This is a genomic window from Polymorphospora rubra (genome assembly GCF_018324255.1).
Taxonomy (GTDB): Bacteria; Actinomycetota; Actinomycetes; order Mycobacteriales; family Micromonosporaceae; genus Polymorphospora; species Polymorphospora rubra.
In genome coordinates this window covers 3,652,826-3,674,236 of the sequence record NZ_AP023359.1, presented here as the reverse complement: position 1 = coordinate 3,674,236, position 21,411 = coordinate 3,652,826, and the positions used below count along the sequence as shown (strand labels likewise).

18 protein-coding genes and 1 pseudogene are annotated in these 21,411 nt (G+C 71.7%); 11 read left to right on the top strand and 8 right to left on the bottom strand.

Translation table 11 applies throughout. The annotated features are described in order from the left end of the window. Window positions 1-7 precede the first annotated feature (7 nt). Window positions 8-577: a hypothetical protein gene (locus Prubr_RS38235; RefSeq protein ID WP_212826559.1), complete on the bottom strand. Its 570-nt coding sequence runs from the start codon at window positions 575-577 to the stop codon at window positions 8-10. 150 nt (window positions 578-727) lie between these two features. On the opposite strand from Prubr_RS38235, the gene Prubr_RS16885 reads away from it, so the two are divergent. Continuing rightward, the gene (locus tag Prubr_RS16885; protein WP_212826557.1) at window positions 728-1,129 is read left to right on the top strand and encodes a hypothetical protein; all 402 of its coding nucleotides are present in this window, start codon (window positions 728-730) and stop codon (window positions 1,127-1,129) included. Between the two features lie 36 nt (window positions 1,130-1,165). Here the strand turns inward: Prubr_RS16885 and Prubr_RS16880 are convergent, their stop codons facing one another. Next, window positions 1,166-2,353, bottom strand: a complete 1,188-nt coding sequence (locus Prubr_RS16880) for a low temperature requirement protein A (RefSeq protein ID WP_212826555.1) — start codon at window positions 2,351-2,353, stop codon at window positions 1,166-1,168. A 192-nt stretch (window positions 2,354-2,545) separates the two neighbouring features. Beyond that, window positions 2,546-3,631: a redox-regulated ATPase YchF gene (gene ychF, locus Prubr_RS16875; protein ID WP_212826553.1), complete on the bottom strand. Its 1,086-nt coding sequence runs from the start codon at window positions 3,629-3,631 to the stop codon at window positions 2,546-2,548. Between the two features lie 127 nt (window positions 3,632-3,758). On the opposite strand from ychF, the gene Prubr_RS16870 reads away from it, so the two are divergent. The 6 genes from Prubr_RS16870 (at window position 3,759) to Prubr_RS16845 (ending at window position 10,724) form a co-directional block, all read left to right on the top strand. Continuing rightward, window positions 3,759-5,216: an AlkA N-terminal domain-containing protein gene (locus Prubr_RS16870; RefSeq protein ID WP_212826551.1), complete on the top strand. Its 1,458-nt coding sequence runs from the start codon at window positions 3,759-3,761 to the stop codon at window positions 5,214-5,216. Beyond that, window positions 5,213-5,737, top strand: coding sequence for a methylated-DNA--[protein]-cysteine S-methyltransferase (locus tag Prubr_RS16865; RefSeq protein WP_212826549.1), 525 nt, complete (start codon window positions 5,213-5,215; stop codon window positions 5,735-5,737). Before Prubr_RS16870 ends, Prubr_RS16865 begins: the two co-directional genes overlap by 4 nt. Before the next feature lie 10 nt (window positions 5,738-5,747). After that, a complete protein-coding gene (valS, locus tag Prubr_RS16860; RefSeq protein ID WP_212826547.1) occupies window positions 5,748-8,306 on the top strand; it encodes a valine--tRNA ligase in 2,559 nt (852 codons plus the stop codon). A 190-nt stretch (window positions 8,307-8,496) separates the two neighbouring features. Beyond that, a complete protein-coding gene (locus Prubr_RS16855; RefSeq protein ID WP_212826545.1) occupies window positions 8,497-8,868 on the top strand; it encodes a hypothetical protein in 372 nt (123 codons plus the stop codon). After that, on the top strand, window positions 8,858-10,096 hold the full coding sequence (locus Prubr_RS16850; protein ID WP_212826543.1) for a sensor histidine kinase: 1,239 nt from the start codon (window positions 8,858-8,860) through the stop codon (window positions 10,094-10,096). The genes Prubr_RS16855 and Prubr_RS16850 overlap by 11 nt, the downstream gene beginning before the upstream one ends. Then, window positions 10,089-10,724 (top strand): response regulator, encoded by a 636-nt coding sequence (locus Prubr_RS16845; protein ID WP_212826541.1) that lies wholly within the window; start codon window positions 10,089-10,091, stop codon window positions 10,722-10,724. The genes Prubr_RS16850 and Prubr_RS16845 overlap by 8 nt, the downstream gene beginning before the upstream one ends. 54 nt (window positions 10,725-10,778) lie before the next feature. Here Prubr_RS16845 and Prubr_RS16840 read toward each other — a convergent pair whose 3' ends face one another. Next, window positions 10,779-11,486 carry a hypothetical protein gene (locus Prubr_RS16840; RefSeq protein ID WP_212826539.1) on the bottom strand — a complete coding sequence of 236 codons (708 nt, stop codon included), beginning with the start codon at window positions 11,484-11,486 and terminating at the stop codon, window positions 10,779-10,781. 173 nt (window positions 11,487-11,659) lie between these two features. Between Prubr_RS16840 and Prubr_RS16835 the strand changes: the two genes are divergently transcribed. Next, the gene (locus tag Prubr_RS16835; RefSeq protein ID WP_212826537.1) at window positions 11,660-12,862 is read left to right on the top strand and encodes a DNA recombination protein RmuC; all 1,203 of its coding nucleotides are present in this window, start codon (window positions 11,660-11,662) and stop codon (window positions 12,860-12,862) included. A 324-nt stretch (window positions 12,863-13,186) separates the two neighbouring features. After that, window positions 13,187-16,441: a S8 family serine peptidase gene (locus Prubr_RS16830; RefSeq protein WP_246568756.1), complete on the top strand. Its 3,255-nt coding sequence runs from the start codon at window positions 13,187-13,189 to the stop codon at window positions 16,439-16,441. Window positions 16,442-16,548: 107 nt separating this feature from the next. Here Prubr_RS16830 and Prubr_RS16825 read toward each other — a convergent pair whose 3' ends face one another. After that, window positions 16,549-16,890, bottom strand: coding sequence for a hypothetical protein (locus Prubr_RS16825; RefSeq protein ID WP_343221664.1), 342 nt, complete (start codon window positions 16,888-16,890; stop codon window positions 16,549-16,551). Between the two features lie 158 nt (window positions 16,891-17,048). Next, window positions 17,049-18,077, bottom strand: coding sequence for a 4-hydroxy-3-methylbut-2-enyl diphosphate reductase (locus Prubr_RS16820; RefSeq protein WP_212826533.1), 1,029 nt, complete (start codon window positions 18,075-18,077; stop codon window positions 17,049-17,051). 142 nt (window positions 18,078-18,219) lie between these two features. On the opposite strand from Prubr_RS16820, the gene xseA reads away from it, so the two are divergent. Both xseA and Prubr_RS16810 read left to right on the top strand, forming a co-directional pair. Continuing rightward, window positions 18,220-19,440: an exodeoxyribonuclease VII large subunit gene (xseA, locus tag Prubr_RS16815; protein ID WP_212826531.1), complete on the top strand. Its 1,221-nt coding sequence runs from the start codon at window positions 18,220-18,222 to the stop codon at window positions 19,438-19,440. 17 nt (window positions 19,441-19,457) lie between these two features. After that, the gene (locus Prubr_RS16810; protein WP_246568754.1) at window positions 19,458-19,688 is read left to right on the top strand and encodes an exodeoxyribonuclease VII small subunit; all 231 of its coding nucleotides are present in this window, start codon (window positions 19,458-19,460) and stop codon (window positions 19,686-19,688) included. A gap of 74 nt (window positions 19,689-19,762) precedes the next feature. Here Prubr_RS16810 and Prubr_RS16805 read toward each other — a convergent pair whose 3' ends face one another. Together Prubr_RS16805 and Prubr_RS16800 are read right to left on the bottom strand one after the other, a co-directional pair. Continuing rightward, the gene (locus Prubr_RS16805) at window positions 19,763-20,575 is read right to left on the bottom strand and encodes a hypothetical protein (RefSeq protein ID WP_212826527.1); all 813 of its coding nucleotides are present in this window, start codon (window positions 20,573-20,575) and stop codon (window positions 19,763-19,765) included. A 116-nt stretch (window positions 20,576-20,691) separates the two neighbouring features. Next, window positions 20,692-21,359, bottom strand: a pseudogene (locus tag Prubr_RS16800) (DUF4245 domain-containing protein). Window positions 21,360-21,411 lie beyond the last annotated feature (52 nt).

The window sequence follows — 21,411 nt, the reverse complement described above, 5'->3', positions numbered from 1 at the left end:
GCGCGGCTCAGCCCGCGCGCCGCTCCAGCGTGTAGACCCCGGCCGCGGCGGCGACGACCGCGGCCCGCCTGGCCGCCGCGCCACCGGCGCCGGCCATGGCCGTACGCCCCGACGTCGCCTCGATGTGCAGCCGGACCGACCCGACCGCGACCGTGATCGCCGTACCGGGTACGACGACGAGCCGCAGCGCGGCCCGATCCCCGTCCGGCCCGACCGCCCCTGGACCGTCGACCGCCGCCGGACCGTCGACCGGCACCGGACCCACGGCCGGCACCGGGGCGACCGCCGGCTTCCCGACCGGCGGCTGCCGGCGGATGTAGAAACCGAGTTCGGCGTCGCTGACCGCGCCGAGCACAGCCCGGAACGCCGCCCGGTAGTCGGCGCCCGGCCACCGGTGTCGGCCGCGTTCGAGCTTGCCGACGTAGTTGCCGTCCAGACAGGCGACCCGTCCGGTCGTGGCGAACACCCGGGCGTTGACCGCCTCGGCCAGTTCCTGCCGGGACGACGCCCGGCCCGAGCCCGAAGTGGACGGCCGACGCATCCGGGCCTTCCGCAACAGGTCGTTCGGCTGCTCCATGTGGATCCCGCTCTCCTCCCCCGAGGCACCGGTGGCACGACCGTCGACCGCGGCGACCGACCCACCGTCAGCGCGTAGTCAACCGGTCACCGGATGGGCTCACAAGGGTTCAAACCATGTCCCGTCCGACCCCCGGGCTAGGCTCGTCCGATGCCGACGAGACCGACCGACGAGTGGCGCAGGCGGGTCGAGAAAGAGGCCCTCGCCGTGGCCGACGGATCGCTGCCCGCCGAGCGGGCGTACGCCCGCCGGCTCTGGCCGGACCAGCTCATCACCGACACCGAGCAGGTCCTCGCCGCCTTCGAGACGGATGTCCGGACCCTGGCCGCGCCCTCCGACGAGCAGGTCTTCGAGGTCGTGAAGCGCGTCGTCGAGGCCCTGAACGAGGTCAACTACAGCCAGGAGGGGACGGGCATCGAGACCGGCGAGCGCGAGGAGCTGTGCCTGTACATCGACGCCTCGCTGACCGAGGCCGGGGTCGACGTGGCGGCACTCACCGCCCGCCACGGCATGCCGCGCCACGAACTCACCGACGAGTGGCGCGACTGGTGACGCCGGCCCGCCCCGCCGAACTCGGACGTTGCCGTCTCATGCCCCGTGTGCCCCGGAAGGCTTCTTGGCTGGCGATGGGGCTTCCAGCGGTCGACCCCGAGCGTGCCGGGCGTCGGCCAGGGCCACGCCGAGAAGGATTGCGAGGGCGCCGGTCGCCGCGATCAACGGTGTGGTGAAGGCCAGCGGCAGTGCCGCGGCCGCCAGGGCCACGATGCCGATGAGCCTGCTCCGGGAGACCCGGTTGAAGACCACGCGTTCCAGTCCGATCCGACCGATGACGAAGACGATCGGCCCGCCGAGGATCACGACCAGCCAGACCGGGCGCACGTGGCCGCCCGGGTGGGTCACGACAATTTCGTAGCCGGTCGCCACGAGCACGATGCCCAGGACCATCAGCACGTGGACGCGTCCGACATCCCGGCCGGCGCTGATCCGGTTTCCGGCTGCGTCGATGGCCTCGGGAAGTACCTGCCCCGCCCGGTAGTAGTAGATCCGCCACAGGAGCACCGTGGTGGCGAAGCCGACCAGCAGCGCGAGCGTCGTGGCCAGTGACACCGGTGTGGCTGTGTAGGTGATCCCCAGCGCCAGCACGCTCTCGCCGAGCGCGATCAGCAGAAGTTGTTCGTACCGCTCGGCGAGGTGATGGGTCTTGGCGGGTTCCCAGGCGCTGTCCAACTGCCGGCTCATGCCGGGCACCGGCCAGGAAAAGCGGGCCGCCACGAGTTCGATCGTGATGGCCAGCGCCCACAGGCCTACCCGGGCCCCGCCCTGAACCAGAATGCCTGCGAGCCACGGCACGGCTGAAACGGTGAACCAGATCGCCGACCGCGCGTACAGGGCTCGTTGCGCACGATCCCGCAGGAGCCCGACGAGGACCAGGGGTCGACCCACCTGAAGGGCCACGTACGGGATGGCGAGCGCGTAGCCGCGTTCGATGAACGCGTAGGGCAACGACGAGGCCATGAACACCACGCCGAGTGCGGTGAGCAGCACCATCACCTGGACGGCCGGCCGCCGCGGATCGAAACGGCTCGTGATGTGGGAGGTGGTCGTCCACAACCACATCATCGGCAGGACCAACACCACGACATACAACAGTCCCGCCCACGGCCGGGTGGGGCTGTCGGCGGACAGGTCCAGCACGACCCGCGACACGATCCCCAACAGGGCGAAGACCAGCACCAGGTCGAAGAACAACTCCAGGAAGTTCGCCCGGCGGGTCACTCCTGCGGCACTCGCCGCCCCGTCCAGCTTCTGACCAGGGGATTGTTGGTTCCGCCGACCACCGCCGGTTGGCCGGTCACCGGTCGTACCGTCAGTCACCGACTCATTCTTCAGCCCGACAGGTCCGGGCACGGAGAAAAGCGCAAAGTGCCGCTCTCGATCGACGGGCGTACGACAGGGACGGAACCGAACTCAGACGTTGAAACGGAACTCGACGACGTCGCCGTCCTGCATGACGTAGTCCTTGCCCTCGATCCGGACCTTGCCCGCCGCCTTGGCGGCCGACATCGAGCCGGCGGCGACCAGGTCGTCGAAGGAGACGACCTCGGCCTTGATGAAGCCGCGCTGGAAGTCGGAGTGGATGACGCCGGCGGCCTCCGGGGCGGTCGCGCCGATCGGGATCGTCCAGGCCCGCGTCTCCTTCGGCCCGGCGGTCAGGTAGGTCTGCAGGCCGAGCGTCCGGAAGCCGACCCGGATGAGCTGGTGCAGGCCGGGTTCGGCCTGACCGATCGACTCCAGCAGCTCGCGGGCCTCGTCCTCGGGCAGGTCGATCAGCTCCGACTCGACCTTGGCGTCCATGAAGACCGCCTCGGCGGGGGCGACCAGGGCCCGCAGTTCGTCGAGGAACGCCGCGTTGCCGAGCTCGGCCTCGTCGACGTTGAAGACGTACAGGAACGGCTTGGTGGTGAGCAGGTGCAGCTCGCGCAGCTCGTCAAGGTCGATGCCGGCCTTGGCCGCGCCGGCGTAGAGCGTGGTGCCGCCGTCGAGGAGTTCGGCGGCCTGCTTGGCGGCGGCGACGATCCCGGCCCGCTCCTTGCGTACCCTGGCCTCCTTCTCCAGCCTCGGCAGCGCCTTCTCGAGGGTCTGGAGGTCGGCGAGGATCAGCTCGGTGTTGATCGTCTCGATGTCGTCGGCCGGCGACACCTTGCCGTCGACGTGGACCACGTTGGGGTCGGAGAAGGCGCGGACGACCTGGCAGATGGCCGAGGCGTCGCGGATGTTGGCGAGGAACGCGTTGCCCCGCCCCTGCCCCTTCGAGGCGCCCCGGACCAGACCGGCGATGTCGACGAACGAGACCGGCGCCGGGATGATCTTCTGCGACCCGTGGATCTCGGCGAGCTTCTCCAGCCGCGGGTCGGGCAGCCCGACGACGCCGACGTTGGGCTCGATGGTGGCGAACGGGTAGTTCGCGGCGAGCACGTCGTTCTTGGTCAGGGCGTTGAACAGGGTGCTCTTGCCGACGTTGGGCAGGCCGACGATGCCAAGCGAGAGGGTCACGTCGTCCGATCCTACGGAAGCCCGCCCGGCGCCCACGCAGGCAGCACCACGTCACAGCCACGACCGGCCACGGTCAGGTCCGATTTCCGCGAGTCAACCGGGCCCGCCCCGAGGCAGGATCGATGGCGTGGACCTGGACTTCGAGCGGTGCTACCGGGCCGTCGACAGCCGTGACCAGCGGTTCGACGGCCGGTTCTACACCGGCGTCAACACCACCGGGATCTACTGCCGGCCGTCCTGTCCGGCGGTCACCCCGAAGCGGGAGAACGTCGGCTTCTACCTGTCCGCGGCGGCGGCCCAGCGGGCCGGCCTGCGGGCCTGCAAGCGGTGCCGGCCGGACGCCTCCCCCGGCTCGCCGGACTGGGACGTTCGCGCCGACCTGGTCGGCCGGGCGATGCGGCTGATCGGCGACGGCGTCGTCGACCGGGACGGCGTGCCCGGCCTGGCCCGCCGCCTCGGCTACACCGAACGGCACCTGGGCCGGATGCTCACCGAGCAGTTGGGCGCCGGCCCGCTGGCGCTGGCCCGCGCCCAGCGCGCCCAAACCGCCCGGATCCTGGTGGAGACGACCGACCTCGGCCTCGCCGAGATCGCGTTCGCGGCGGGATTCGGCAGCGTCCGGCAGTTCAACGACACGATCCGCGACGTGTACGGGTCGGCACCGTCCGGCCTGCGGGCGAACGCCCGGCGGCGCCCCGGCCCGGAACCGGCCGGCGGGGCGATCACGCTGCGACTGGCGTACCGGCCGCCACTGCACGCCGGGGCGTTGCTGGACTTCCTGCGGCTGCGGGCGCTGCCCGGCGTGGAGGAGATGGCAGACGACACCTACCGGCGCGCACTGCGACTGCCGCACGGCCCGGGAACGGTCGCGCTCACCCCGTCTGCCGGGCACGTGGCGGCGACGCTGCGGCTGGCCGACGTACGCGATCTCGCCCCGGCGGTGGCCCGCTGCCGCCGGCTGCTCGACCTCGACGCCGACCCGGAGGCGGTCGACGGCACGCTCGCCGCCGACCCGGCGCTGGCCGCGTCGGTCGCGGCCGAACCCGGCGTACGCGTGCCACGCTCCGTGGACGGTTTCGAGATGGCGGTACGCGCGATCGTCGGCCAGCAGGTTTCGGTCTCCGGTGCCCGTACGGTGCTGACCCGCCTGGTGCGGGCGGCCACGCCGGACGGGGCCGGCGACGGGTTGGTGCCGTTCCCGGCCCCGGAGCGGCTGCTCGACCTGCCCGACGAGGTGTACGCGATGCCGACGGCCCGGCGGGAGACGATCCGGACCCTCGCGGCGGCCGTCGTCGCCGGCACCGTCGACCTCGATCCGGGCGCCGACCGGGCGGAGACTGTACGGGCGCTGACCGCCCTGCCCGGGATCGGCCCGTGGACCGCCGGGTACGTCGCGATGCGCGCGATCGGCGACCCGGACACGTTCCTCCCCACCGACCTCGCCGTACGCCGGGGAGCCGTTGCGCTCGGCCTGCCCGGTGAGGCGAAGGCACTCGACGCGTACGCGGCCCGGTTCCGGCCGTGGCGGTCGTATGCCGTGATCAGACTGTGGCGCGCCGCGCCGGACAAGGGAGTCACCTCATGAACAGCAGCACCATCGACACGCCGGCCGGGCCGCTGACCATCCTCGCCAACGACGACGGGGCGGTCCGTGCCGCCGGTTTCACCACCGAAGTCGGGGCGCTGCTGGCGGTCGTACACCCGGACCTGCGGGCCGAACCGCGGCCGCGACCGGACCTCGGGCCGGTGACCGCGGCGGTGCGGGCCTACCTGGACGGCGACCTGACCGCGATCGACGCGGTGCCGGTCGAGCAGCGCACCGGCGGCGTGTTCATGGCCCACGCGTGGGAGACGTTGCGGCGGGTCAAGCCGGGCGAGCCGATCACCTACACCGGCTACGCGGAACTGTCCGGGCGACCGGCGGCGGTCCGCGCCGCGGCGACGGCCTGCGCGCGGAACGCCGCCGCGCTGTTCGTGCCGTGTCACCGGGTGCTGCGGACCGACGGCACGCTCGGCGGCTACCGCTGGGGGCTGCCCGTCAAGGAATGGCTGCTGGCGCACGAGGCCCCGGATAACCAGGTCGTCGCCATGCGGGGACGAACGTAGCATCGGGGACATGACTGATACGGCGAGGACCGCGCGCGCCGAGGTCCCGGAACGTCCGACCCTGGACGGCATCGAGGAGACCTGGTCGCGGCGCTGGCAGGAGGCGGGCACGTATGCGTTCGACCGGTCGAAGGACCGCTCGGACGTATACGCGATCGACACACCTCCGCCCACCGTATCGGGCGAACTGCACATGGGGCACGTCTTCTCGTACACGCACACCGACACCGTCGCCCGCTACCAGCGGATGCGGGGCCGCACCGTCTTCTATCCGATGGGCTGGGACGACAACGGCCTGCCGACCGAGCGCCGGGTGCAGAACGTGTACGGGGTGCGCTGCGACCCGTCGCTGCCGTACGACCCGGCGTGGCAGCCGCCGGCCACGCCGGTCACCGACCAGGCGCGGAAGAACCCGGAGTCGATCTCGCGACGGAACTTCGTGGAGCTGTGCGAGCGGCTGACCGGCGAGGACGAGAAGGTGTTCGAGGCGCTGTGGCGGCGGCTCGGGCTGAGCGTGGACTGGTCACTGACCTACACCACGATCGGGACGGTGGCCCGGGCCACCTCGCAGCGGGCGTTCCTGCGCAACCTGGCGCGCGGCGAGGCGTACTCGACGCAGGCGCCGACGCTGTGGGACGTCGGTTTCGGCACCGCGGTCGCGCAGGCCGAACTGGAGGACCGGGAGCGGCCGGGCGCCTATCACCGGCTGCGGTTCCACGGCCCGGCCGCGCCGGTCGAGATCGACACCACCCGGCCGGAGCTGCTGCCGGCCTGCGTGGCGCTGGTCTGCCACCCGTCCGACGGACGCTACGCGGACCTGGTCGGCCGCACGGCGCGGACGCCGCTGTTCGACGTCGAGGTGCCGGTGCACGCCCATCCGCTGGCCGACCCGGACAAGGGCACCGGACTGGTCATGGTCTGCACGTTCGGTGACCTCACCGACGTGACCTGGTGGCGGGAGCTGCGACTGGACACCCGGGTGGTGATCGGGCGGGACGGCCGGCTGCTGCCGCAGGCTCCGCCCGGGGTGCCGGCCGGGCCGTACGAGCCGATCGCCGGGGCATCGGTCAACGCCGCCCGACGGGAGATCGTCGCCCGACTGGCCGCCTCCGGCGACCTGGTCGGCGAGCCGCGGCCGATCACGCACCCGGTGAAGTTCTACGAGCGCGGCGACTCGCCGCTGGAGATCGTGTCGACCCGGCAGTGGTACATCCGCAACGGCGGCCGGGACGCCGACCTGCGGGAGGAGCTGCTGGCCCGGGGACGGGCGCTGAACTGGGTGCCGGCGCACATGTGGCACCGCTACGAGCACTGGGTGGGTGGCCTCACCGGCGACTGGCTGGTCAGCCGGCAGCGGTTCTTCGGCGTGCCGGTGCCGGTCTGGTACCGGCTCGACGACGCTGGCGAGCCGGACCTGTCCCACCCTCTCACGCCCGACGAGTCGCTGCTACCGATCGACCCGACCTCGGACGTGCCGGCCGGCTACACCGAGGCGCAGCGTGGACGGCCGGGCGGGTTCGCCGCCGATCCGGACGTCCTGGACACCTGGGCGACCTCGTCGCTCTCGCCGCAGATCGTCGGCGGCTGGGAGACCGATCCGGACCTGTTCGCCCGGGTGTTCCCGATGGATCTGCGTCCACAGGGGCAGGAGATCATCCGTACCTGGTTGTTCGCGTCCGTGGTCCGCTCCCACCTGGAGCACGGCGTGTTGCCGTGGCGGGACGCGGTGCTGTCCGGCTGGATCCTCGACCCGGACCGCAAGAAGATGTCGAAGAGCAAGGGCAACGTCGTCACCCCGATGGCGCTGCTGGAGCAGCACGGGTCGGACGCGGTGCGCTACTGGGCGGCCAACGGGCGGCCCGGCACCGACCTGGCGTTCGACGCCGGCCAGATCAAGGTCGGCCGCCGGCTGGCGACCAAACTGCTCAACGCGTCGAAGTTCGCCCTCGGGCTGGGCGCCGCGGACGCGCTGCGCGCCGAGGTGACGCACCCGCTGGACCGGTCGATGCTGGCCGGCCTGTCCGAGGTCGTCGCCGCCGCGACGGCGGCGTTCGACGCGTACGACCACACCGCCGCCCTCCAGGCCACCGAGTCGTTCTTCTGGACGTTCTGCGACAACTACATCGAACTGGTCAAGGAACGTGCCTACGGTTCGGGGCCGGCGGCCGACTCGGCGCGGGCGGCCCTGGCCACCGCCCTGTCGGTGCAGCTACGGCTGTTCGCGCCGGTGCTGCCGTACGTGACCGAGGAGGTCTGGTCGTGGTGGCGGTACGGCTCGGTGCACCGGTCGCCGTGGCCGACGACGTACGAGGTGGGCCGGGCCGCACAGGACGGTGACCGCGACCTGCTGCGGCTCGCCGGTGACGCCCTGACCCAGGTCCGCCGGGCCAAGTCGGAGCGCAAGCTGTCGATGCGCACGGACGTGCCACTGGCGGAGGTGCTCGGCCCGGCGGCGATGTTGGAGCGGTTGGCGCTAATCGGCGACGACCTGCGGGCCGCGGGCCGGATCGGCAAGCTGGACTTCCTGCCGGACCGCACCACCGAACTCGTGGTGGCCTGCGCGTTCTGAGACTGCGGTTCGGGCCGCGGTCCCGACCGGCTGCACCGTGGGGCGACGCCCGACCGCGATGGTCGGCGCGTCTCATGTCCCAAGGTGATGTCCCAGCAGGTCGGGACCGCTGCCTCCGGCCCGGTGGGTCGTGGGATTCCTACCGTGGAAGCCCTCGACAACCTCGGCCTGGAGGCTTCTCATGGCAATTATGACCCGTCCCACCGCATTGAAGATCGCGGCTGTGCTGTCCGTGCTCGTGGCGCTCATCGGCATCACCATGTTCGACCTGCCGAACCTGGTGCTCGGCGCCCGCGAGAGCGCGAGCCCGTTCCCCGTCGTGGTCGGCAGCTTCGCGTCCGACATCATCGCGCTCGTCGCCGCGTACGGGGCATGGCGGGGGCAGAAGTGGGGCGCGGTCCTGCTGATCATCGTCAACGCGTTCTGGATCGTCCAGGCGATCGGATCGTTGCTGTTCGACTCCACCGCCGGCGAGCTGGTGTTCGCGTCGGCGATGGTGGTCCACCACATCATCGTGATCAGCCTGTGCCTGTGGCGGGAACGGGTGGTCCGTGCGGCATAGGAGTCGCTTCCGCCTGACCCGGTCGGTCACCAGCCGGTGGCTCTACCAGGTGCTCTTCGTGCTCCTCATGCTCTGGTACGCGTTCGTCATCGCCGGGCTGGCCGCCGTGGTCACCACGTGGCCGGCCCGTCCGATCGCGACGCTGGCCGACATCCCCTGGTGGTCGCACGTGATCGCGTTCGCCGTGGTGCTGGCGACCTGGCCGCCGGTGGCGGCGCAGGTCGAACGGGGGGTTCATCAGCTCGCCTACGGCCAGCGCGACGACGCCTACGACGTCGCGGACCGGGTGTACCGGCAGTTGCAGTCCGACCCGCACCCCGACGAACTGTTGCCGAGTGTGACGGCACTGCTGGCCGAGACGCTCGCGCTGCCGTACGTCGAGATCGAGGCGGACGGGCGGGTCGTCGCCGTCCACGGTGCGGTGCCCGACGGTGCCGCCGTGATCGCCATCCCGTTGCGTCATCACCGGTCGGCGCTCGGCATGCTGCGGGTGAGCGCGCGGCGCCGGGACTGGCTGTCGGCGGCCGACATACACCTGCTGGAAGACCTGGCCCGGCAGGTCGCCGTCACATTGCACGCGGCCCGGCTGGCGACGGCCCTGCAGTCCTCCCGCGAGCAGCTCGTGACCGCCCGGGAGGAGGAACGCCGGCGCATCCGCCGGGACCTGCACGACGGGCTCGGCCCGACGCTGGCGTCGCTCGGCCTGCAACTCGGTGCGCTGCAACGCACCCTGCAATCCGACCCGGCCGCGGCCCAGCGGCTCGCCGGCGAACTGCGCACCGGTGTACGGCAGGCGACCGCGGACATCCGCCGGCTGGTGTACGAACTGCGCCCGCCGATGCTCGACGAGCTGGGCCTGACCGACGCGCTACGCAACCTCAACCCCACCGCCGGGCTGGCCCGGACCGTGACGGTCCCCGAGCCGATGCCGGCCCTGCCCGCGGCGGTCGAGGTGGCGATCTACCGCATCACCGCCGAGGCGCTGCACAACACCGCCCGGCACGCCACCGCGACCCGGTGCACGATCGAACTCACCGTCGACCGGGACAGGGTGGCGCTCACCGTCACCGACGACGGGCGCGGCCTGCCGGAGACGTACCTCGCCGGTGTGGGGCACCATTCCATGCGGGAGCGCAGCACCGAACTGGGTGGCACGATCGACATCGGCCCGGCCGACAGTGGCGGCACCCGGGTCGCCGCCACATTTCCGATGAGGACGCATGACTGATCCGATCACCGTCCTGGTCGCCGACGACCACCCGCTGTTCCGCAAAGGTCTGCGCGCGCTGCTGCAGACGATCCCCGGGGTCGAGGTCGTCGGCGAGGCCGCCGACGGCAACGAGGCCATCCGGCTCGCCGAGAACCTCCGGCCGCGGCTGGTGCTGCTGGACCTGCGGATGCCCGGCTGCGACGGGCTCACCGCGATCCGCAGGCTCACCGCGCAGGACACCAGCCGGCGGATCCTGGTCGTGACGATGTTCGCCGACGACGACTCGGTCTTCGCCGCGCTGCGGGCCGGCGCCCTCGGGTATGTCCTCAAGGACACCGAAGACGAGGAGATGACCCGGGCGATCCTCGCCGTCGCCAATGGCGAAGCGATCTACAGCCCGGCCGTCGCGACCCGCATCATGGCCTTCTTCACCGACCGCTCCGCCAAGCCGTTCCCCACCCTGACCACGAGCGAACGCAACGTCCTGCAACTCGTCGCACGCGGCCTGCCGAACGACGCCATCGCCACCCGGCTCGGCCTCAGCGGGAAGACCGTCCGCAACTACGTCAGCAACGTCTTCGGCAAACTCCACGTGGCCAGCCGAGCGGAAGCGATCGTGCGCGCCCGGGACGCCGGGATCGGCTGACCCCGCGACGGACCCGGCACCCCGTCACGCCGGCCCGTTCCGGTGCGGCCCGGGTCACCAGTCGCGCAGGAAGCGCAGCCCGAGCAGGAAGGTGACCACAGCGGGTCCGACGAGCAGGGCGATCGCCTGTAGGCGGTACTGCATGCGGTGCCGGACGAGTTCCAGCGCGTTGACGAAGACGATGACGGCGGCGAGCATCATGAACCCGCCCCACCAGTGGACCCCGGTCAGCTCCACCCAGTCCAGGACGATCAGTTGGAGGGTGATGCCGACCGCCGCCCCGGTCGACGCCAGCATCGCGACCACCCGGTGCAGTCCCCGGGCCAGCGGATGCTCCAACTGCCAGCCGTACGTGCCGGCGACCGCCAGGCAGGGCAGCACGACCATCAGCGGCCAGCCCCGGGACATCACGCCGAACATCAGCAGCGCCCCGACGGCGAAGACGAGGCCGCCGACGCAGGCGATGACGTAGCCGGCGAAGGCCCGGTTGCCGCCCCGGACGACCAGGGGGCCGCCGGTGGCGGCGATCAGCGCGCCGGGCACCAGCACGAAGCCGGCCCACCAGTGGAACTGGCCGAGGGCCTGGGACGCCGAGTTGACCGCGATCACGGCGAGGGCGGCGACGACCGCACCGCCGATCCAGCCGGCGGCGGTCCGCCGGGACCGTCCCGGCCGCTGGCCGGGCGCGGGCCGGCCGCCGGTCCGGGTGCCGGGCCGTTCCGGTCCGGTGGGCGACTGGTCGGCCGACGGTCGGGTCTCCACGCTCACACCTGCGAACTCTGCCTCTTCCGGCCGGGTGACGCCATCCGGCTAGCCCTACCCGGTGCCGGTTGTCCGGTCCGGGCGAACCCGGGCGCGGGTCGATACCGCAGAGCCGACGGTACGGGTCACCGGCTCCCGGCGGTGCGGCTTCCGGCGGTACGGGTCGGTTTGGCATGCTCCACCAGGTGGAGCCCTCGACACTGGCAGTGATCGTCGTCTGTCTGGCCGCCGGCGGCGGGGTGGGCTGGTTCGCCGCCCGAGCCCGGTCGGCGACCGAGATCGCCCGGCTGGACGCCACCCTGCGCGCGACCCGGGACGGCGAGGGCCGGCTGGAGCAGTCGATGCGGGCGCTGTCGTACGAGGCGACCGCCCAGTCACAGGAGGCGGTGGCACGGGCGGTCGCGCCACTGCACGACACGCTGCGCCGTTACGAGCAGCGGGTCACCGAACTGGAGCGCGACCGGGTCGACGCGTACGCCGAACTGCGCGAGCAGGTCCGCTCGATGGGTCAGGTCTCCGGCGAACTGCGGACCGAGACCAAGCAGCTGGTGGCGGCCCTGCGGGCGCCGCAGGTACGTGGCCGCTGGGGTGAGCACCAGTTGCGGCGCATCGTCGAGGCTGCCGGGATGCTGGAGCACTGCGACTTCGCCGAGCAGGTGACGGGTACGACGGACGACCGGCTGGTCCGCCCCGACCTGGTCGTACGTCTCCACGGCGGGCGGTCGGTGGTGGTCGACGCGAAGGCGCCGTTCGACGCGTACCTGTCGGCGATGGAGGCGCGCGACGAGCGGGGGCGGGACACGCACCTCGACGCGCACGCCCGGCATCTTCGGGGCCACGTCGACGCGCTGGCGGCGAAGTCGTACTGGGCGGCCTTCGACCAGGCGCCGGAGTTCGTGGTGCTGTTCGTGCCCGCCGACCCGTTCCTCGACGTGGCGTTGCAGCGTGATCCGACCCTGTTGGAGCACGCGTTCGCCCGCAACGTCGTGCTGGCCACGCCGGCGACACTGGTGGCCCTGCTGCGTACGGTCGCGTACTCCTGGCGGCAGGAGGCACTGGCCCGCAACGCGGTGGCGGTGCATTCGCTGGCCCGGGAACTGTACGGCCGACTGTCCACGTTGGGTGACCACGTGTCGAAGCTGGGTGCGTCGCTCGGCTCGGCGGTGACCGCGTACAACCGGGCGGTGGGTTCGCTGGAGGCGCGGGTGCTGGTGAGCGCGCGCAAGCTGGCCGATCTCGGGGTGTCGGGCGACGAGTTGCCGGCGCCCGCGCAGGTCGAGGTGACTCCCCGCCAGGCGCAGGCTCCGGAACTGGTCGATCAGCCGATGGTGGTACGCCTGCCCGAACCGGCCCGGGGACCCGACCGACCACACTGACCGGTCGCTCAGGACAGTTTTCCACGGTGGACTGTCGCGTTTCTGACGGCGACCGATGACCGACCCACTACACCCGGCCTGACCTGCGACGGAGCAAATTTGGGCCCGGAAAGTCCATTTTAGGCGCAAGATCCAATCTAATACTGAATTCAGCCACTTCATTACGGACAAACCAGCGGTAATTACGGACATCAATGCACTAATTCATGTCACGGGCTGGTCACAACGCCCGGCGAGATAGTGACAATCATCGTGGCTAACGCGAAGGATGCGGTCACACGTGCCCTGCACCCCAGGGCCTTTGTTCTCCGGAGGATAGAGAACGTGACAAAACCCCGCATCTGGAGTAGGCGTACCTCCGCCGCGCTCCTCGCGTCAGTCATGGCTGCCGGCGCCATGACCGTGGTGGGTGGTGGCATCGCCTACGCCAACCCGACCACCGGACCGGACGTTCTCAAGGGCGGCCCCGGCGACAAGCTGGGCGCCCACGACCGGGCGCTGCTCGCCGAGGCCCGCGGCAAGGGCGAGCAGACCGTCACCGTGATCGTGACGACCGAGAAGGGCAAGACCGAGAGCGTCGCCGCCGGACTCGCCAAGCTCGGCGGCAAGGTCGGCAAGCAGGTCGACGAGGTCGGCTACGTCCGCGCGCAGCTGCCCACCTCGGCCGTGCTGCGCGCCGCCGAACTCCCCGGCGTCACCGCGGTCGACCTCAATGAGACGGTCCCGCTACCGGCGCCGGATCCGGTGACGGACGGCACCGCCGCCCGCGCCGCCAGGTCCGCTGTCGTGGCTCCCGGCGCCGACACCCCCGCCGCCAACGCCTTCATGCCGACCCACGAGATCGGCTCGGTCGCGTTCAAGGAGGCCAACCCGACCTGGGACGGTCGTGGCATCACGATCGGCATCATGGACTCCGGGATCGACCTGGACCACCCGGCGCTGCAGACCACCACGACCGGTGAGCGCAAGATCGTCGACTGGTTCACCGCCACCGATCCGGTCTTCGAGGGTGACCGCACCTGGCGGCCGATGCTGACCTCGGTCACCGGCCCCACCTTCACCGCCGCCGGTGCCACCTGGACCGCGCCCGCCGGCACCTACCTGTTCAACACCTTCGCCGAGTCGGCCGCGGCCGGCGGCGAGGTCGCCGGTGACGTCAACCGCGACGGTGACACCAGCGACATCTGGGGCATCCTCTACAACCCCGTCACCAACGACATCTGGGTCGACATCAACCAGAACCGCAACTTCACCGACGACGCGCTGATGCGGCCGTACGCCGAGCGCTTCGACGTCGGGTACTTCGGCACCGACAACCCGGCCACCCCGGTCCAGGAGAAGATGCCGTTCGTCGTCGAGTTCCGCGAGGACGTCGACACCACCGCCGCCGGCGGCCCCGGCCTGGTCGACTACGTCAACATCGGCATCCCCTCGAGCTCGCACGGCTCGCACGTCGCCGGCATCACCGCCGCCAACGACATGTTCGGCAACGCCGTGTTCGACGGCGCCGCCCCCGGCGCCAAGCTGGTGTCGGCCCGGGCCTGCACCTTCGCCGGTGGCTGCACCGCGGCCGCCCTCTACGAGGGCATGATCGACCTCGTCGTCAACCGTGGCGTGGATGTCGTCAACATGTCGATCGGTGGCCTCCCGGGCCTCAACGACGGCAACAACGCCCGTACGCACCTCTACAACACCCTGATCAACGACTACGGGGTGCAGCTCTTCCTCTCCGGCGGCAACAACGGCCCGGGTGTCAACACCTCCGGTGACCCGTCGGTCGCCAGCGACGCCGTCGCGGTGGCCGCCAGCATCAGCCAGGCGACCTGGCTGGCCAACTACGGCTCGGTGACCCGTACGCCGGAGCAGCTGTTCAACTTCTCCTCGCGCGGCCCGCGGGAGGACGGCGGCCTCAAGCCGAACATCACCGCCCCGGGTTCGGCGATCTCCACCACGCCGCTGTGGCTGCCGGGCAGCCCGGTCGCCGAGGCCGGCTACCCGCTGCCGCCGGGCTACCAGATGAGCAACGGTACGTCGATGGCCGCTCCGCAGGCCGCCGGTGGTGCCGCACTGCTGCTGTCGGCCGCCAAGGCCACCAACCGGGACGTCACCCCGGCCCAGCTCCGCCGGGCGATCTACTCCACCGGCGACTGGATCCCGGGTGTGACCGCGAACGGTCAGGGCAACGGCAAGTTCAACGTGCCCAACGCGTGGAACCTGCTCGCGGGTGGTGTCCAGCCCGGTGGCTACACGATCGACGCCCCGGTCTGCACCCCGCTCTCCGGCTTCCTGGCCACCCCGCACCGGGGCACCGGCCTCTACAACCGGTGCGCCGCGACCGACGGCGGACACAGCCGCAACGCGCCCAAGCAGTACGAGATGACGATCACCCGGACCACCGGCCCGGACCGCAACATCAAGCACAACGTCCAGTGGCTGGGCAACGACGGCACGTTCCGTAACGGCCCGAAGAACATCATCCTGCCGCTCAACCAGCCGGTGAAGATCCACCTCGAGGCCCGTGGCGACTACGGCGACCACAGCGCCATCATGCGGGTCGACGACCCGGCGACCCCGTGGGTCGACTTCGAGTTCATGAACACCGTCGTGGTCGCCAAGACCACCACCGCGCCCGACTTCTCGTACGCGGTGAGCGGCACCGTCGACCGCAACCTGTTCAAGACCTACTTCGTCACCGTGCCGCAGGGCGCGAAGTCGCTGCAGGTCAACCTGTCCGGACTCGCGGAGGGGTCGCAGACCCGGTTCGTCGCGTTCAACCCGCAGGGCATCCCGGTCGACAGCACCCAGAGCACGCAGTGCTTCAGCAACTTCCCCAGCCCCTGCAAGCCGGACGAGCGGTCGTACGACAACCCGCAGCCGGGCATCTGGGAGATCGAGGTCGAGTCGCGGCGGACGTCGCCGCAGCTGGAGAACCCGTACCAGCTCCGGGCCCGTATCCAGGGCGTCACCGTCGACCCGGAGGTCGTCGAACTGCCCAACGTCACCGCCGGTGAGCCGACTCCGGTCAACCTGTCGGTGACCAACGACTACGGTCCGGTCAACGTCACCGCCTCCGGTGGTCAGCTCGGCAGCGCCCTCGGCCAGCGGCCCACCATCGCGCACCTCGCCGTCTCGACCTACCAGGTCGTCGTGCCGGCCGGGGCGAGCCGTCTCGTGGTGCGGATCGGCAACCCGGCCGACCCTGCCGCCGACCTCGACCTGTTCATCTACCGCAACGGTGCCGAGGTCGGTCGTAGCGCCGGCGGCAGCTCCGAGGAGACCGTCACGCTGACCAACCCGCCGGCCGGCACGTACACCGTCGAGATCGACGGGTACTCGGTTCCGGCCGGGACGACCGAGTACGACTACCTCGACGTGTTCTACAGCACGGCGCTCGGCTCGGTCACCGCGCCGGCCACGCCGCTGGCATTGGCACACGGGGCGACCGGGACCCTCACCGGTTCGGTCACCGTCCTGTCCGTTCCGGCGGCCGGGCGGCAGCTCTCCGGTGAGCTCCAGATCGTCACCGACGAGGGCGCGGTCGTCGGCCGCGGTGCCCTGGAGATCGGTACGGTCAACTGAGCTGACCGCACCACGTACGACGAGGAGCCCGTCCCCGGTGGGGGCGGGCTCCTCCGTGTTCGGGCCACCGTCCGGTGCGGCGACGCCGTGCCGGTCCGTGGGTCGGCTCAGGCCGGTTCGACGGTCTCGACCACGAACGGCGTGCCCTGCTGGCAGGTGGTCATCATGTCGGCCTGCACCCGTCCGGTGACGGTGACCCGGGCGCCGGCCCTGACCGTGGGCGTGCCGCCGACCAGCAGATAGCCGTCGAGCAGGAAACAGCCGGGTTCCACCCCGGCGGTCACGGTGCCGGTCAGGGTCATCAGACCCGGCGGCCGCCGGGTGGGGCCCGGAGCGGTCGTCGCGCCGGGGCCGGGCCGGGTCGCCGTCGGGTCCGGGGTCGGCTTGGCCGTCGGCACCGGCAGGTCCTCGAATCCGGACGGGGGTGGCTGCGCGGGTGGGCTCGTCACGGTCGCTCCTTCCGTCGGACGGGACGACGGCGCGGCCGTCCCGTCCTGGGCACAGGCCCCCACCACCAGGCAGAGGGCCAGGCCGGGCAGGACCTTCCGGAACCTCTTCATACGATCTTCGACGCGCTGGCGCCCGGCCCCGTTCCCACCTGGTCGGATCAGGCGCCCGCCACGCCGGCGGCGAGCGCGGCGGCGTCGGCGGAGCGGGTGGCGGCCGCCGCCTTCATGTCCCGCTTCAGCTCCTGCGGAAGCGAGAAGGTCAACCGCTCGTCGGCCGTCGTCACCTCGGCGACGTCGGTGAAGCCGCGCTCGGCGAGATGGTCGAGCACCTCCATCACCAGGTCGTCCGGGACGCTGGCGCCGGACGTGAGGCCGACCGTGGTCGCGCCGGCCAGCCACTCGTCGGAGATCTCGGAGGCGTAGTCGACCAGGTGGCCGGCCCGCGCGCCGGCGTCCAGGGCCACCTCCACCAGACGTACGGAGTTGGAGGAGTTGCGGGAGCCGACCACGATCACCACGTCGCAGTCCGGGGCGATCTGCTTCACGACGTGCTGCCGGTTGGAGGTCGCGTAGCAGATGTCGTCGCTGGGCGGCGACTGGAGCAGGGGCAGCCGGCGCTTGAGGCGGGCGACCGTCTCCATCGTCTCGTCGACCGAGAGCGTGGTCTGCGACAGCCAGACGACCTTCGAGGGGTCACGCACGGTAACCTTGTCGACCCCGTCGGGCCCGTCGACGAGCTGGACGTGGGCCGGGGCCTCGCCGGCGGTGCCGACGACCTCTTCGTGCCCTTCGTGCCCGATGAGCAGGATGTCGTAGTCCTCGGCGGCGAACCGCTTCGCCTCCTGGTGGACCTTGGTGACCAGCGGGCAGGTCGCGTCGATCGCCTTCAGCGAGCGCGCCTTCGCCTGCTCGTGCACCTCCGGCGCCACGCCGTGTGCCGAGAAGATCACGATCGACCCCTCGGGCACCTCCTCGTTCTCCTCCACGAAGATCGCGCCCTGGCGTTCCAGGGTCGACACGACGTGCTTGTTGTGCACGATCTGCTTGCGTACGTAGATCGGCGCCCCGTAGAGCTTGAGCGCCTCCTCGACGGTCTGCACCGCGCGGTCCACGCCGGCGCAGTAGCCGCGGGGCTTGGCCAGCAGCACGCGCTTACGGGTCTGGGGGATCGCCTGGGCCTCGGTCACGTGCCCCATCGTACGTGGGCCCGCCGATGGCGGCAGCGGCCGCGAGCGCTGGCACACCGGGACCCGCCGCACGCCCAGGACCGGGACCGGCGCGCCGACCGCGCTCGCGGGCCGTGTCGGTGGCCGGTCGTAGGCTGGCCCGGTGACCCAGGCCGAGACGCCCCGCAGCACCCCCGAAGAGCCGTGGCCGGTACGCGTGGTGAGCCAGAAGGTGAGCGCCTGGATCGCCAAGCTGGGCTGGGTCTGGGTCGACGGGCAGGTGGCCCAGATCAGCCGACGGCCGGGCGCCAGCACCGTGTTCCTCACCCTGCGTGATCCTTCGGCCGATCTCAGCCTGACCGTGACCACCAACCGCGACGTGCTCGACGCCGGGGCACCCGAGCTGGCCGAGGGCGCCCGGGTGGTGCTGCACGCCCGACCCGAGTTCTACGCGGCCCGGGGCACGCTGAGCCTGCGCGCCGACGAGATCCGGCAGGTCGGGCTGGGCGAACTGCTGGCCCGGCTGGAGAAGCTGAAGAAGCTGCTGGCCGCCGAGGGGCTCTTCGACCGGGCCCGCAAGCGTCGCCCACCGTTCCTGCCCGCCCGGGTGGGCCTGATCACCGGACGGGCCTCGGCGGCCGAACGCGACGTGCTCACCAACGCCCGGCGGCGCTGGCCGGCGGTGGAGTTCCGGGTGGTCAACGTGCCGGTCCAGGGACCGACCGCCGTGCCGCAGATCGTCGACGCGCTCCGGGTGCTCGACGCCGACGACAGCATCGACGTGATCGTCCTGGCCCGGGGCGGCGGCAGCGTCGAGGACCTGCTGCCCTTCTCCGACGAGGCGCTGTGCCGGGCGGTCTTCGGCTGCCGTACGCCGGTGGTCAGCGCCATCGGCCACGAGACCGACATTCCGCTGGTCGACTACGTCGCCGACGTACGCGCCTCGACCCCGACCGACGCCGCCAAGCGGATCGTGCCCGACCTGGCCGAGGAGCTGCGGCTGATCCGGCAGGCCCGGCAGCGCCTCGACCGCGCCGTGGTCGGCCTGCTGGACCGCGAGCGGCAGCGCCTCGACGCGGTCCGCTCCCGGCCGGTCCTCGCCCGGCCGGAGGTGATGATCGAGCAGCGGGTCGTTGACGTACGCGGGCTGCGCGACCGGGCCGGCCGCTGCCTCGACCACCGGCTCACCGCGGCCGCCGGCGACCTGCGGCAGACGCTGGCCCGGCTGCGGGCCCTGTCACCGGCGGCGACGCTGCAGCGGGGCTATGCGATCGTGCAGCGCGCCGACGGCCACGTCGTCCGGGCGGCCGGCGAGGTGGCGAAGGGCGACCAGATCCGGCTCCGGCTCGCCGAGGGCGAGTTGGGCGCGACCGTCGACGGCTGAGGATGGGAAGGACCACGTTGAGCGAGCAGAAGACCCGCGGCGACACCGCCGACGAGCGGTTGACCTACGAGCAGGCCCGCGCCGAACTGGCGACGGTGGTCGAACGGCTGGAGGCCGGTGGCACCTCGCTGGAGGAGTCACTGGCACTGTGGGAGCGCGGCGAACGGCTCGCCGACATCTGCCAGCGCTGGCTGGACGGCGCCCGCGACCGGTTGGACGCCGCCCGTCAGGCCCGCGAGAGCGCCTGACGGGCGGCGTCGGTCCCGCTGCCGCACCGCTGGGAGGCACGGCTTCGGGACGTCTTCGCGCGCCGAAGCCGCGGTCAGTCGGTCAACAGCTCGTACGCCGCGTCGGGGGCCCGCATGCTCTGGGCGGCCGTCGGCCTGCGTGGTGGGGTCGCCGTCCCGAACTGGCTGTACACGATCTTGATGTTTCGGGCCTCGATCTCCCCGGCGGCGGGGGTCGAGATGCTCAGCTCGACCAGCCGGCCCTCCGCGTCGATCCGGGCTTCGAACGGAATGGACGCGGCTGCCGCGCCGAGCGCCTCGTGCATCGCCTCGTCGAGAAGCATCGAATCGGTCACCTTGCCGAGGTCGACGGTGCCGCGGTAGGTGCCGGCCCCGGTGTCCCGCACGTCGGTGGCCGTCCGGAATAGCGCGGCGGCGGACGCCGGATCCGACTCGTCGGATTCCCCGGGCGGGTCCAGCAGGTCCGGCGCGCGGGTCTGGTCGATAAGGAGGTACTTGTCACTCCACGCGTCGATGCCCATGGTCCTGTTGAGTTTGTCCCCGTAGTCGATCCGCACCCACAGGTCTTCGTCGATGAGGATGAACTCCAGCGTGCCCGGCTCGCCGTCGATCTCGAACAGGGCTTTGACGGCGGCGCTGTTACTGGCCGCATCCTCCACACCCGCCATGTCCTCGGAGCCGCCGGTGAGGGTGAAGGCGAAGTTGCCCCCGTCGAACACCTTGGTCGAGTCGAGCAACGCCTGGCGCAGGTCGGGCGTCGGGCTCACGCTGGGCGCGGCATCGTTCTCCGGCGCGCTGTGCCACCAGACCCGTATGCAGCCGGTCGTACCGAAGGCGAGCAGGGAGGCGGCGACGAGACCGGCGAGGGCCCGCCGAAGGGTCTTCACGAGAACTTCTCCATGGGTCTGCCCCGACCCCAGGATCGGCCGGGCGGCTACGCCCGGAAGCCTAGGAAGACGTCATGGAAGGAATGCTTGAAGAACACTTGGAGCGCCCTGCGGGATCACTCCAGGGCATCCGCCAGGTCGCGCAGTTCGGCCTCGGTCGCCGAGCCGACCACCATGACGGTGCGCTCGGGTTCGAGCAGGACCAGCGCCCGCTCACCGGGCCGGGCGGTGTAGCGCTGCCAGGTACGCCCGCCGATCTCGATGACGCCCTGCGGCTGCCCGTCCGCGGTCAGCTCCTGGGGCAGCAGCGTCTCCGCCGGCACGTCGCTCTGCACGAGCTGCACCCCCTCGCCCTCGGGGAGACGTAACCGACGCGCAGGGTCGCGCTGCCGTCGGCGCCGTTGAAGTTGGCGGTGACCGGCCGCCAGCCGTCGTCGACACCGGTGGGATCGATCACCTCGAACGCGCCGGCCGAACGCGCCTGGGCCACCGCGGGCGCGGGATCGATCACCACCGGCTCGTCGGCGCCGAGGAAGATCCGGTAGAAGCCGAACACCAGGGCGATCGGCACCAGCAGTACGAGCAGCGAGATCGCCATGTCCTTCGGCGACCGCTCGGATCTGGCGACGGGTTCGCCCGCCCCGGGCGGCGGCACGTCGGGATCCGCGCCGGCCGGTGCGGCGGCCGCCGGATCAGAGCCGGCGAGCAGGTCGGTGTCGGTGTCGGCGGTCGTCCGCCCGGGCGGGGGTACTGGCCCACGCTCGGCGGGCTGGGCTGGTTCCACGTACCCCATCTTGACAGCCGCCACCAGCGGCCGGCGGGGCAGCCGCCGGCGC